Below are 12,936 nucleotides of genomic sequence, written 5' to 3' on the forward strand. Positions count from 1 at the left end.
TATAAAAGATAAGAAAAAGGATGGTTGAAATCAACTGCTGTTCCTATATAATGAAGAAAAGCAAAGGAATAGCAGGAAAATAAAGTAAACTTCCATCAGTGGGGGTTTTTCCTCATCCCCCACTGATGGTTAGTTGCACTTATCCCACTCTTAACGGGCAGTTATCCTCTACCTAGCTTCCTCGATTTCTCGGCATCTTGAGGTGGGGGTCTTACTCAAGTCATCAAGCTGAACTTCAATATATTGGAAATCGAATAAAAAATGGGAGTATGCGTAAGTTTTCCGAGGCTTACCGCTCGCTTTCCATGGGGCTACGCTTGAGCCTCCTCGTCGCAGACCCTCCTGTGGGGGTCTCACCTGTCTCGCAATTCCCATAGGAGTCGAGCAGACGCCTCTCCAAACCAATCACTTTTAAAGTATTACAATTTATGGAATCTTAAGTTGATGACATTGGGGTCTTACTTCCCGTTAAGAGTGGGATAAAAGCGCAAGCGCCCTTGCTCATAGTCGGAATGACTGCCGATTAAAGCATTCAGATGAAGGATAATTGACTGACTTGCTTTCTTTGAGTCTGTTGGAACATTGCAATTGTATATCTTATACTTTGGAGCTAGAAAGTTATCTAATTTTAGGATAGATATACTGTATAGATAATAAAGAAAAATTTATGCTTGTGAAATGTCATACTATTCGATAAAAGAAACCAGTTGGAAAGATTTAATAAAAGATTCTAAAAAACACCCCTTGTAAAAAAAGTAAACTAACACTATAATGTCTACTATAGGTAGACAGTTGTTCATTTATAGAGAACATCTTTAGGGGGAAAACAGATGGAAACAATCTCAATCGGATTGCTTGGACTAGGAACAGTTGGCTCAGGTGTTGTTAAAATTATTGAAAATCATCAAGATAAGATTATGCACCAAGTAGGCTGTCCAGTAAAAGTAAAGAAAATACTTGTAAAAAATACAAATAAAGAAAGAGATATTTCTCAAGATTTATTGACGACAGATCTAGATGAAATATTAAATGATCCTGATATAGATGTTATTATTGAGGTAATGGGCGGTGTAGAAGAAACAAAAGAATGCTTAATAAAAGCATTAAATAATAAAAAACATGTAGTAACCGCAAATAAAGATTTAATGGCAGTATATGGAGCAAAATTATTGCAGCAGGCAAGCCAAAATAATTGTGATCTTTTTTATGAAGCAAGTGTTGCTGGCGGAATTCCTATTCTCCGAGGTCTTGTAGATGGATTGGCATCAGATCGCATTGTTAAATTGATGGGTATCGTAAATGGAACTACCAATTTTATCCTAACTAAAATGAGCAAGCAAGGCAGTGCGTATGCAGAGGTTCTTAAAGAAGCACAAGAATTGGGATATGCTGAAAGTGATCCAACCTCAGATGTGGAAGGATTAGATGCCGCTCGCAAAATGACGATTCTTGCTACACTAGGGTTTTCCATGAATATTAGCTTAGACGATGTAAAAGTAGAAGGAATTTCAAATGTTACAGAAGAAGATATTCGATATGGAAAACAACTAGGCTATACGATGAAACTTATCGGGGTGGCGCAGCGCCATGAAGAGAAGGTAGAAGTGAGTGTCCAGCCAACTTTTTTAATCGACAGTCATCCTCTTGCTGCTGTTAATGATGAGTTTAATGCAGTATATGTTTATGGAGAAGCAGTTGGTGAAACGATGTTTTATGGACCGGGAGCAGGCAGCTTGCCAACAGCAACTGCAGTTGTTTCTGACCTAGTGAATGTCCTAAAAAACATGAGACTTGGTGTAAATGGAAAAGGTGCGGTAGCTCCGCAATATAAGAAAAAGCTAAAAGAAGCGAATGAAATATTTTCAAAATACTTCCTTCGATTGCAAGTGGAAGATGAGGTTGGAGTCTTTGCAGAAATCACCTCCATATTCTCCCAGCACAGTGTGAGTTTTGAGAAAATTTTACAATTGCCTGTTAAAGAAAAAGGATTAGCAGAAATCGTTGTAGTAACACATGATGCTTCGTTATCAAACTATGAAAATATTCTAAATCAATTAAGAGACTTAAAAACTGTTCGAACAGTGAAAAGCTCGTACCGTGTAGAAGGAGGAACAAAGTAATGAGATGGAAAGGCCTTTTAGAAGAGTATAAAGAATTTTTGCCAATTAATGATTCAACTCCTATGTTAACGTTAAATGAGGGAAACACGCCATTAATTAAGTTGGATAAGCTTTCTGAAGAATGGGGAGTTGAACTTTATGTAAAAACAGAAGGTACTAACCCAACAGGGTCGTTTAAAGATAGAGGTATGGTAATGGCAGTAGCTAAAGCGAAAGAGGAAGGAAATTCTACTGTTATTTGTGCATCAACTGGTAATACTTCAGCAGCAGCTGCAGCATATGCTACTCGCGCTGGTATGCGTTGTATTGTGGTTATTCCAGAAGGCAAAATCGCGATGGGGAAATTAGCGCAGGCAGTTATGTATGGAGCTGAAATTATTTCTATCGAGGGAAATTTTGATCAGGCATTGCAAATGGTGCGAAAGATCAGTGAGACAGAACCAGTGGCACTGGTTAATTCAGTTAACCCTTATCGTTTAGAAGGGCAAAAAACGGCTGCATTTGAAGTTTGTGATCAGCTTGGAGGAGCACCAGATATTTTAGCTATCCCAGTAGGAAATGCAGGTAATATTAGTGCATACTGGAAAGGTTTTAAAGAATATCATGCAGCGAAGCAGACTGGCCTTCCAAAAATTCATGGATTTGAAGCTGCAGGAGCTGCAGCAATCGTGCATAATAAAGTATTTGAAAATCCTGAGACAATTGCAACAGCGATTCGCATTGGAAATCCTGCCAGCTGGAAATTGGCAGTACAAGCACAAGAAGAATCAAAAGGAATTATCGATGAAGTTACAGATGAAGAAATTGTAGCAGCTTATCGAAAAATAGCTGCCACAGAAGGCGTATTTGCAGAGCCAGGTTCTTGTGCATCTATTGCAGGTCTATATAAACATATTCAAAATGGCAAAATTCCAAAAGGAAGCAAAATTGTTGCTATTTTAACAGGGAACGGGTTGAAAGATCCAAATACTGCTATTGATGTGAGTCCAATTAAACCTGTGCTTCTTCCAAATGATGGGAAAGCGGTGGCTGAACACATCAAGGGAGTAGTTCATATATGAACGAAAGCGATATGCTTCAAATAAAGGTGCCTGCTAGTTCTGCAAATTTAGGACCAGGCTTCGATAGTATTGGATTAGCGCTTGATTTGTACTTAACTTTGGAAGTTTCGCCTGCAGATAAATGGGAAGTTATTTCATTAACAAAAGATTTGGAACAATTTCCAAAGGATGAAACAAATTTTATTGTACAAACTGCTGCTGCCGTTGCTGAGAAATATAATAAGGAACTGCCAGTTTGCAAAATAAAAGTGGCAAGTGATATCCCCTTAGCTAGAGGATTAGGTTCTAGTGCTTCTGCGATTGTAGCTGGTATTGAGCTGGCCGATAGTCTATGTGAATTAAATCTGTCCAAAAAAGAAAAATTCCGCATAGCATCGAATATGGAAGGTCATCCAGATAATGTAGGTGCTAGTATATTTGGGGGCTTAATAGTCGGGTGTCAAATAGAAGAAGAAGTAGATGTTGAAGTGATTCATTCAGTTGATTTAGAACTGCTTGCAGTTGTTCCAACAGAAGAATTGCTGACAAAATCCTCTCGAGGCGTTTTGCCGGATACATGGACTTTTTCTGAAGCTGTTGCAGCAGGGGCTATATCCAATTTGTTAGTAGCAGCACTACTATCAGGAAATTATGAGCTTGCAGGTAAAATGATGATAAAAGATAAATACCATCAGCCTTACCGAAAAAGTATTGTCCCACATTTGCAAAAAATTGAAGACCACGCCATTGAGTTTGGTGCATATGGCGTGGCTTTGAGTGGTGCTGGTCCTACCGTCTTATGCTTTATAAAAAAGGGACAAACCTCTACGGTTATAAAGGGATTGAAAGAATTGCTGCCAAATATGGAATATTTGCCTTTGCAAGTTGATTTTACAGGCAGTGAAGTAGCAAAAAACGTTCTTCCAATCTAAAAAATAGAAGAAGGTACCTAAAAAATTAGATCCAGATCTGTTTTTTTCTTGTCTGCAACAGATAGAGAAAAAGATTAGATCGGGTCTTAATTTTTTTAGGTACCTTCTTCATTAGTCAGTATTTAAAATACTTGTTCTACTTCCATAACACCAGGCACTTCTTCTAATAATGCACGTTCAATACCTGCTTTTAATGTAATAGTAGAACTTGGGCAGCTGCCGCAAGCTCCTAGTAAACGTAGTTTTACGATACCATCTTCGACATCTACTAATTCACAGTCTCCACCATCTCTTAATAGGAAGGGACGTAATTTATCTAATACTTCCTGTACTTGTTCTTTCATTTCAACACTAGCCATACATATCGACTCCTTTCCTATTATTTATTATAATCACAATAAGGGAAAAAATCTATTCTAGAAATTCGAAAAACAATAAACAATAATTGGATACGACAAATAAAAAGTGGATTTTTTGCTAGCTAATTTATAAAAGAGATTGTGAATTCCACAAGTAAAAAGGGAGAACGGTAAAATGAAAAAGGAAATAGAAGTGAGTATATACGGGGCTGAACAACTATGCGCAAGCTGTGTTAATTTGCCTTCATCAAAAGATACGTATGAATGGCTGCAGGCTGCAATTGGACGAAAGTTCCCTGGACAAAAATTCACCATCCACTATTATGATATATTTCAACCACAACAAGATGACAAAAAAGATGCATTCTGTAAAAAAATAATTGATGAAGATTTATTTTACCCAGTTGTAGTCATCGAAGGGGAAATAGTCGGCGAAGGCAATCCACGATTAAAAAACATTTACGCTGAATTTGAAAAATACGGATATGTCAGCATGTAAATAGAAAGCGAAAGCGCCTGTTTAACGACACACGGACTGGAGCGCGCCGTATTAGATAAGTCGATCGGTCGTTTACGGACAGTTTCTTTATTAAGACTTGGCTTCTTACTTTGTAGCAGAATCTAACTGAAAAAGAGAAACTACTATCCGTTAACCGGTGGATAAAGGAAACACGATGAGCGTAAGCAAATCGATGTTGACTTATCGTAAGGAGGAGAGCGAAGTACGGAGTCGTTGGGTGCTGGTCGGCTAAGTTCGCAGAAAAAAGGAAAATCGACTAACTTCGCCACGGCCTTATGTCTTCGTAGATTGACTCGCATCCTTTTAGTCAGTGGCAACACCGACACTTGTACATCTGTACTTCGAAGCAAGACAATAGAAAAGCGGAAGCGTCTTGAACATTGCCGTACGGACTGGCAGATTATGTACGCCATGTCTTCCGCTGCAAATAATACATTCTGTATATCGAAGCTCGACACCAATGGATCTCCCGAATGTATAAATATGGAGATATATAATATAAGATGGATTTATTTGGAAAACTGTCTTTTTTTGGTTTTATCCTTCCATAGAACCCCTAGCTTTATTAAACGAGGCACTCTTCCTGTTAAAGGTTTATTTGCAACAAGGCCAAATCCGTGCTTTTTTCCTAACGAGCCTAAAATCCCTTTTAGTCTAATCTCAGGCATATATTCGGGCAGTTTTTCCCCCTTCCAGCGTGCGATTAATACACTTGCAATTTGTTCGGCCTGTCCTTCTGCAAGCTGGGCGCTTGGCGGTTTATTTAAGCTGGCACAATCTCCCACTACAAATACATGTTCATTATGATGCAAATGATGATATTTTGTTAAAAGAACCCTCCCCTTTTTGTCTTTTTCTACAGGTAATTTCTGTACGACACTATTTGGTTTTACACCTGCTGTCCAAACAATACAATCAAAAAAAATTGCTTCTGCATGGTTATATACGATATTTTTTTCGATCCTAGTTATATTGCTGTTACGGACTATCGCTACTCCATGGGTTTCAAACCATTTTTTTACATATCTGCTGACGCGAGCTGGATAAGAGGACAGAATCATTTTTCCACTATCAAATAAGGTGATCCTTAAATCAGATCTATTTTCCGTTAATTCAGCAGCTAATTCTACACCGCTTAATCCACCACCAATAATGGCAACGCATGAATTTGGCTCCAATTCATTTAAGTGATTATATGTTTTTTGTGATTTATTCACACTTTGAATGCTATGTGTATATGTATCTGCACCAGGTATATTATGGTAGTTATCCTCACATCCGAGGCCGATAATTAGATCATCAAAATGTATGGGTTCCTTATTTTTTAACAAAATCTTTTTCTTATCTAAATCAAGAGAGGAAACCTCACCATTTATCAATGAGACTTGTGGATGTTTAGGAAATGGGATGCGTATATGTTTATCTGAAACAGTTCCAGCTGCTAATGCATAATACTCTGTTTTTAAAAAATGGAATGGAGCTTTATCAATAAGGGTAACAAGTACATTGTATGGCAAGTTGGGAATAATACTCGTTAGAATTTTCATCCCACCATAGCCACCTCCGAGAATAACGAGATTTTTCATAACATTTCCCCTTTTAAATTAGATCCTATTTTTTTGTGAAAAGGTTGCTTTTTTTAGATGAAATATAAAATTGTTTTCCTAATAGTATATTATGAGTAGGAGGTTCTTTATTCTTGATTATTAAAATGAAAAAAGATACTATAAGTTTTAAAAGGATAAAAATTTTAAACCTAGAGCAGTGTCCCGTACGGCTAAGTGCAAGGCGCTTGCTCTTTTTTTACTTAAAGAGGTGAGAAACTTGTTAAAACCAATTATAGAGTTTTGTTTAAGCAACTTATCTTCTGGTTCTCAAGAGGCTAAAGAGATATTAGAACAAGATGAGGATTTGGATGTTTTGGATTATGGCTGTTTAGGATTATGCGGACAGTGCGGAGAATCATTATATGCATTAGTAAACGGAGAAGTTGTCACTGCAGAAACATCAGAACAGCTAGTAGCGAATGTATATCTGTTTCTAGAAGAAAATCCAATGTTGTAATAACTTTGAAGAAAGCCAATGCAAAATGATAAAGTAAACTTCCATCAGTGGGGGTTTTTCCTCATCCCCCACCTAGCTTCTTCGATTTCTCGGCATCTTGAGGTGGGGTCTTACTGCCCGTTAAGAGTGGGATAAATCTAAAAGCTTTAATGCAAAAAGGAGATCTAGGGCTTATAAAGCCCTTAGATCTCCTTTTCTATATTTGTTGAACTTCCCTTATTTTATGCCATCCATCTTTCGCTAGTTGAATAATGTTGGTCTCCGTTGTTTTGCTTTGCTTTTCAATCACTCTTGAGAAATATTTAGTTGCTTCGTTTATTTGGCCCATTCTTCTAAATAATTCGCCTATTAAATACATCGTTTGTAGTTCAGTAACTTTTGTTCCTTTAAAGTCACCGGTCATGTAAGAAGCTTCATATTCCTTTAATGCAAGCTTCATAAAACGCTTTTCTTGCTTCCTTTTTTTCTGCGAACGATACAACCAGGCTATTCTAATATACATTCCTGCAATGATTATATGTCGTTCTTTTCTTAAAAGAGCGCAGTATGCTGCAAGTTTGTAAGTGATCAAAGCGTCTTTTACAGTGCGGATGCTTCCGAATGAACGAGGTATCCATCTGCTGCATACCTTTTCAATCAACAGCATTTTTTCATTAAGTGAAAGGCTGGAAGATGTCTTTTCATGAAAAGAAAAACCGCAGTCTGGACATACATTTATATAGTAAAGAAGAGGGTTATGATCCGCATAAGTTGGAAAGAAATCTGTATCTAAATTAGTCATCTTTATAAAGCGCAAGCGAATTTTCTTTGTAGTAAAAGAAGTATTGCACAACGGACAAGTACATTTCTTATCATACAGAGGATCAATCGCGGTCATAATTACACCTTCTTTATCTAGGTAATATGGTACATTGTTTCGTATATTTATTATACAACATATCGTGAATATATACCTATTTTTTAAAAAAATAAGTAAAAAGTAGTGGTGGGAGGAAAGCGGATAAGACAGTATATATAGATTACAAAAAAATTTCCAAAATCGATTCAGTTGAGTAGATATAATTCGAAGTATATACTATAAGTAATGCGAGATAAGGGAGGAAATAGGACAATGACAGAAGATATTGTGATTCTTACAGAAGCTGCGGCTCTTCAAATAAAAGAAATGATGAAAGAAAGTGAAGAGGATACTACTTATTTAAGAGTAGCAGTTAGAGGCGGAGGATGCAGCGGTTTATCTTATGGTATGGGATTTGCAGCAGAACAAGAAGAAAATGATTTATTTTCAGAACAGCATGGCATTCAATTAATTGTAGACCAAAACGATTCAGCGATATTAAAAGGAACCAAAATTGATTATAAACAATCCATGATGGGCGGAGGGTTCACCATCGATAATCCAAATGCGATTGCATCATGCGGCTGCGGTTCTTCCTTTAAGACTGCTACGAATGCTGGTACTCCTGAAGAGTGTTAATTGAATAAAGACTTGATTTATGCCTTCTCATTCATAATATGGAAAAACATTATGATTTGAGGAGGTATTTTTTATCATTCTTAAATTATTGGAAGTGGAGAAAGGATACAGAATGTAATGGGAGTTGGTAGGAAGGATGATAACAGAAAATCGTCGATGGGCAGAAATAAGGATGGAAGAGGAATTTGTAATTGATCGTAATAAATTAGCGTTTAAAACAAATAGGAAAGGGGAGTTAGAAGGTACTTTTCTATTAACCGTTAATATGCCAGAAGAAGAGAAAATGATCCTTTATCCTGTTATGGAGAATCCTCAATCAACTTTGATAATGGAGTTTAACGGTGAAAAAGCAGCGTATCATATAATGGATGTGCCGAAAAACGGAAAGGTGAAGGTTCGGTTTACTTTAAAAGGGCTGCCAGCAGGAACACATACTGTTTACATTTTTTTAGAAAGATACTTTGTCTGGAAAGAAAAAGAAGAAAAAAATTCAAAACAACATGAAATTTTTGATCCGCTGTATTTTTCTTTAGAAGTTTATGATGATAAGGATTCATTATTTGCAAACAAATATTTTGAATCGGTTAAAAAAGTGGGAAATGCTGATGAAAAACACGATTTATTTTCTATTAAAATATTTGAGGATTCTATGTTCGCAAAAGAAGCTCGTATGGTTGGAAAAACCAATTATTTTCTACTAATTAACAATGCAAGTGTATACGAATGGAAAGGGTATGTAAAGCTTCTAGCAGATTATCAAACAGAGGAAATAAAACAAATAATTATCCCAGCAGATTCTATGGTGGGATTACCAGTTGAATTGAGAAATCATCAAGCCATGGAAAGCATTCGCATGATTTTTATTGGGGAGCCTACAAAAAAAATCGATGTCCCATTTCTACTTAGAAAGATTTTTAAAACGAAACGTTTGCCTATTTGCTGACAATAACTTTTCTTTTAGTTCGGCTGTTTTCGTATAGATTTTTGCTTTTAAACGCACAGCCTGCATACACTTCGTCCGTTTAGCGAGCGCCGAGCCTCCTCGTCGCATAAGCTCCTGTGCTGTGGGCGCCCGAGTCTTTTTCGCATTCCCACAGGAGTCCACGTGTATGCAGGCTGCTAAGAAATGCTTTTCCAAATGTTTTTTTATATAAAAAAACAACAAACTTTGAAATCAGCCTTTAGTTTGTGCTAAGTTTAAAGTTATTTTGAGCAAAAAAAGGATGAATGATTTCTACCATCCATCCTTTCTTTAGAGGTAAGAAAGATAAGTTTTCTTAAGTCAGATAGCTGTCTAGCTCCAGCGCCTATTGCCTATCGAACTTCAGGTCTCCTCCCTACGATAAGTCAACATCGATTCGCTAACGCTCATCGTGTTTCCTTTATCTCAGTCGAAGCCCTTCCAGTTCGTACGGCAATGAGCAAGGCGCTTGCGCTTTTCTTATTTAAACATTGATGTGCTGTGAAGTGGCTGAACACGTGCTTTTGGATCTAAATAGGCTTTTGCGTTATTTACCGAAGTTGGTGCTTCGCCGAATCCAGAGGCAATTAATTTTACTTTTCCATCATATGTGCAAATATCGCCTGCTGCATATATTCCTGGGATATTTGTTTCCATTTTACTGTTTACAACAATGGAATTTTTCTCAATTTCTAGACCCCAACCTTTAATCGGGCCTAATGAGGATACAAATCCGTAGTTAACGATAACAGCATCCACATCAACAATTTCTTTTTCTTGTGTTAATGCATTTTCTAAAACTACTTGCTTGATTCCTTCTTCATTCCCTACGAGTTCAGTTGGAACAAATGGAGTTTTTATCTTTACTTTCGAATTTTTTAAATTTTCTACACTGTGTTCATGTGCACGGAATTTGTCGCGTCTATGAGCCAGATAAACGGTATCAGCAATTGGCTCAAGCATTAAAGACCAGTCAACTGCAGAATCGCCGCCGCCAAAAATGATTACTTTTTTTCCGGCAAATTGATTTAAATCATTGATGAAATAATGAAGATTTTTTCCTTCGTAATTTTTTGCTTCTTCTAGTTCTAATCTACGAGGTTGAAAAGCTCCATTTCCAGCTGTAATGACAATCGTTTTAGAAAAGTGAACTTCTTTATCCGTTGTTAATTTAAAGATGCCATCGCCTTGCTTTTCTACTGTTTGAACAGCTTGCTCTAGCACAATATTTTGCTCGAATTTTGACATTTGCTCTTTTAAATTATCCACTAATTCTTGTGCGCGAATTTTAGGAAAAGCGGCAATATCATAGATATATTTTTCAGGATATAGTGCGGAAAGCTGACCACCTAATTGAGGAAGACTTTCAATAATTTTAACAGTAGCTTGTCTCATTCCACCATAAAATGCAGTGAACATGCCAACAGGCCCGCCACCTATAACCGTAATATCATAAATTGTTTGATCCTCTTTCAATGCCTGTAAACCTCCAATGTAAAATTATATTATTAATTACGATCTATCATATCATAGTATGCAGCATTAACCCACATGTAAATCCTGATTACATAATACTAAATATGAAAAACTTTATGCAGATAATTTATGGGGAAATGCGCCAAAAAAAGAATCTTATGAATCTATAATAAGGAAAAAATAGAAACTGTATTGGTAATAGTATATTCATTGAATAAAACAATGTTATTTTAGAGTTCACCCAATTAACTAGGTGAAAAGACCTCCTTTTCTACTATTTATGAATATTTCCTTTAAATATGGGAAATGAATAGGTTTGGGAGGAGTGAAAGAATGAATTTTTTTAAAAAGTATTTAAAAAGAGTAGGAATGCTAATGCTTTTTATTGCTGCATTATTAACAACATTCCAATCTATTTCAGGTGTAGAAGCAAGTTCCTATTCTCATTCGAATGATCAAGGTGCTATTGAAAGTAAAGAAGAATCACATTTGGATCATAAATTAAAGTCAATCGGTATAGCATTAAAGAATCTACAGCATATATTCTCAGAGAAGACACAGATTTCTTCCAGTAAAGAAGTAACAGGCGAACCTCCTTTATTAGAAAATAGAGATTGGTCACCTTACCCAAAGAAGAGGGTTGTAGCAACAGGATATACAGCAGGTTTTGAGTCCACAGGCAAAAATCCAAGCGATCCCCAATTTGGAATTACTTATTCAGGTGTAAAAGTAAAAAGAGATTTGTATAGTACAATTGCAGCTGATCCAAATGTATTTCCAATCGGTACCATTTTATTTATTCGAGGCTACGGTTTTGGTGTGGTAGCAGATACAGGTTCCGCTATAAAAGGTAACAAACTAGATTTATATTATCAATCGGTTGAAGATGTATATAACAATTGGGGCAAAAAAACATTGGATGTATACATACTGGAAATGGGAAATGGAACCTTAACAGAACAAACGTTAAAAAATTTAAACGAGAAAAAATCCATGCAAGTTTTCCGCCAACAATATACAAAATCCGAAAGTTAAAAAGAAAAGCTGTTTTCTCAAAGTTTGTTGTTTTTTATATGAAAATTTGGAGAAGAAGTATTCAGTCTGCGAATTTAAAAGCAAACAATCTATACGAAAACGAAAACAGCCAAAAGAAAAGCGAAGGAGCTTGTTAAGCGGCGTATGAACTAGATTATTTTTTATGTTAAGAATAATCTCATTCTCCGACAAAAGAGGATGCCAAAAATCATTTAATAATGAGACTTGGCATCCTCTTTTAATTTAAGAATGAATAATCATATCAAGAATAAGGGTCAGTGCAATTCCTGTTAAACCTCCAAAAAATACTTCAATTGGTTTATGACCAAGTAATTCCTTTAATTGTTTTCTTTTTTGTTGTTCTGGTTTATTTTGCCACCCTTTTGCATCCGTTAAAAATTTATTGAAATCAGTGACTAACTGATTTAAAACGATTGCTTGTTCACCAGCCTGCCTTCTTACGCCAGTTGCATCAAACATTGTAATAATGGCAAATATAGCTGCTACAGCAAATAATGGTGTATCAGCACCAGTTTCAAGAGCTACACCTGTAGTTAAAGCGGTAACAGCTGCAGAATGGGAGCTTGGCATGCCTCCAGTGCTCGTCAGTAAGGACCAATCAATTTTTTTTGTAATAAAAAATGTGATCGGAACTTTGACAAATTGAGCAAAGAAAATGGCAGCTAAGCTGGCAAGTAAGGGGAAATTAAATAATAATTCCAACTAAATCACCTCATATTTATGTAGTTTAAACAGTTTTGTAGTATATTTACCCTAATTTATCCCGAATTAACGAGCAGTAAACACCCATCTCTAAGATTAAGTTAGGGAAAAACGCCACGTTAAACCCTTCGATTTAGGGAACACAAATGAAAATCACCATGTCCTGTAGAAACATTTTTGTGTTTATCCTGTAAATAGCAACTTACCAACAGTTGGGATGAAGGAACCC

The 12,936-nt window shown here is 36.4% G+C and carries 12 protein-coding genes and 1 pseudogene; 8 read left to right on the forward strand and 5 right to left on the reverse strand.

All coding sequences use genetic code 11. The features are described from left to right. The first annotated feature begins 830 nt into the window (after window positions 1-830). Genes ACTYBU_RS19545 through thrB form a run of 3 tightly spaced genes read left to right on the forward strand, consistent with a single transcriptional unit; the run spans window position 831 to window position 4,092 of the window. Window positions 831-2,120, forward strand: a complete 1,290-nt coding sequence (locus ACTYBU_RS19545; RefSeq protein ID WP_445492335.1) for a homoserine dehydrogenase — start codon at window positions 831-833, stop codon at window positions 2,118-2,120. Beyond that, window positions 2,120-3,181, forward strand: coding sequence for a threonine synthase (thrC, locus tag ACTYBU_RS19550; RefSeq protein ID WP_445492336.1), 1,062 nt, complete (start codon window positions 2,120-2,122; stop codon window positions 3,179-3,181). Before ACTYBU_RS19545 ends, thrC begins: the two co-directional genes overlap by 1 nt. After that, window positions 3,178-4,092 (forward strand): homoserine kinase, encoded by a 915-nt coding sequence (thrB, locus tag ACTYBU_RS19555; RefSeq protein ID WP_445492338.1) that lies wholly within the window; start codon window positions 3,178-3,180, stop codon window positions 4,090-4,092. The genes thrC and thrB overlap by 4 nt, the downstream gene beginning before the upstream one ends. 122 nt (window positions 4,093-4,214) lie before the next feature. On the opposite strand, the pseudogene ACTYBU_RS19560 reads toward thrB, so the two are convergent. Next, window positions 4,215-4,543 (reverse strand): annotated as a pseudogene (locus ACTYBU_RS19560) (NifU family protein). An 83-nt stretch (window positions 4,544-4,626) separates the two neighbouring features. Between ACTYBU_RS19560 and ACTYBU_RS19565 the strand changes: the two are divergent. Next, window positions 4,627-4,950 carry a YuzD family protein gene (locus tag ACTYBU_RS19565; RefSeq protein WP_445492340.1) on the forward strand — a complete coding sequence of 108 codons (324 nt, stop codon included), beginning with the start codon at window positions 4,627-4,629 and terminating at the stop codon, window positions 4,948-4,950. Window positions 4,951-5,480: 530 nt separating this feature from the next. Here ACTYBU_RS19565 and ACTYBU_RS19570 read toward each other — a convergent pair. Then, window positions 5,481-6,557, reverse strand: coding sequence for an NAD(P)/FAD-dependent oxidoreductase (locus ACTYBU_RS19570; RefSeq protein ID WP_445492341.1), 1,077 nt, complete (start codon window positions 6,555-6,557; stop codon window positions 5,481-5,483). A 238-nt stretch (window positions 6,558-6,795) separates the two neighbouring features. On the opposite strand from ACTYBU_RS19570, the gene ACTYBU_RS19575 reads away from it, so the two are divergent. Further along, window positions 6,796-7,035 (forward strand): YuzB family protein, encoded by a 240-nt coding sequence (locus ACTYBU_RS19575; protein ID WP_445492343.1) that lies wholly within the window; start codon window positions 6,796-6,798, stop codon window positions 7,033-7,035. A 196-nt stretch (window positions 7,036-7,231) separates the two neighbouring features. Here the strand turns inward: ACTYBU_RS19575 and ACTYBU_RS19580 are convergent, their stop codons facing one another. Continuing rightward, window positions 7,232-7,912, reverse strand: a complete 681-nt coding sequence (locus ACTYBU_RS19580) for a DUF2225 domain-containing protein (RefSeq protein ID WP_445492345.1) — start codon at window positions 7,910-7,912, stop codon at window positions 7,232-7,234. Between the two features lie 234 nt (window positions 7,913-8,146). Here ACTYBU_RS19580 and ACTYBU_RS19585 point away from each other — a divergent pair, with 234 nt between their 5' ends. Both ACTYBU_RS19585 and ACTYBU_RS19590 read left to right on the forward strand, forming a co-directional pair. Continuing rightward, on the forward strand, window positions 8,147-8,512 hold the full coding sequence (locus ACTYBU_RS19585; RefSeq protein WP_445492347.1) for a HesB/IscA family protein: 366 nt from the start codon (window positions 8,147-8,149) through the stop codon (window positions 8,510-8,512). 136 nt (window positions 8,513-8,648) lie between these two features. Further along, complete coding sequence (locus ACTYBU_RS19590; RefSeq protein WP_445492349.1) at window positions 8,649-9,455, forward strand: hypothetical protein; 807 nt, start codon at window positions 8,649-8,651, stop codon at window positions 9,453-9,455. A gap of 498 nt (window positions 9,456-9,953) precedes the next feature. Here the strand turns inward: ACTYBU_RS19590 and ACTYBU_RS19595 are convergent, their stop codons facing one another. Continuing rightward, window positions 9,954-10,949, reverse strand: coding sequence for an NAD(P)/FAD-dependent oxidoreductase (locus ACTYBU_RS19595; RefSeq protein WP_445492351.1), 996 nt, complete (start codon window positions 10,947-10,949; stop codon window positions 9,954-9,956). 333 nt (window positions 10,950-11,282) lie between these two features. On the opposite strand from ACTYBU_RS19595, the gene ACTYBU_RS19600 reads away from it, so the two are divergent. Further along, the gene (locus ACTYBU_RS19600) at window positions 11,283-11,984 is read left to right on the forward strand and encodes a 3D domain-containing protein (RefSeq protein ID WP_445492353.1); all 702 of its coding nucleotides are present in this window, start codon (window positions 11,283-11,285) and stop codon (window positions 11,982-11,984) included. 243 nt (window positions 11,985-12,227) lie between these two features. Here ACTYBU_RS19600 and ACTYBU_RS19605 read toward each other — a convergent pair whose 3' ends face one another. Continuing rightward, complete coding sequence (locus tag ACTYBU_RS19605) at window positions 12,228-12,707, reverse strand: divergent PAP2 family protein (protein ID WP_445492355.1); 480 nt, start codon at window positions 12,705-12,707, stop codon at window positions 12,228-12,230. Window positions 12,708-12,936: the final 229 nt, after the last annotated feature.

The organism is Niallia sp. 03133, from assembly GCF_052663225.1.

Coding starts and splice junctions, on each gene's coding strand:
- ACTYBU_RS19545 (WP_445492335.1), top strand. CDS start 831: ATGGAAACAATCTCAATCGGATTGCTTGGACTAGGAACAGTTGGCTCA.
- thrC (WP_445492336.1), top strand. CDS start 2,120: ATGAGATGGAAAGGCCTTTTAGAAGAGTATAAAGAATTTTTGCCAATT.
- thrB (WP_445492338.1), top strand. CDS start 3,178: ATGAACGAAAGCGATATGCTTCAAATAAAGGTGCCTGCTAGTTCTGCA.
- ACTYBU_RS19565 (WP_445492340.1), top strand. CDS start 4,627: ATGAAAAAGGAAATAGAAGTGAGTATATACGGGGCTGAACAACTATGC.
- ACTYBU_RS19570 (WP_445492341.1), bottom strand. CDS start 6,557: ATGAAAAATCTCGTTATTCTCGGAGGTGGCTATGGTGGGATGAAAATT.
- ACTYBU_RS19580 (WP_445492345.1), bottom strand. CDS start 7,912: ATGACCGCGATTGATCCTCTGTATGATAAGAAATGTACTTGTCCGTTG.
- ACTYBU_RS19585 (WP_445492347.1), top strand. CDS start 8,147: ATGACAGAAGATATTGTGATTCTTACAGAAGCTGCGGCTCTTCAAATA.
- ACTYBU_RS19590 (WP_445492349.1), top strand. CDS start 8,649: ATGATAACAGAAAATCGTCGATGGGCAGAAATAAGGATGGAAGAGGAA.
- ACTYBU_RS19600 (WP_445492353.1), top strand. CDS start 11,283: ATGAATTTTTTTAAAAAGTATTTAAAAAGAGTAGGAATGCTAATGCTT.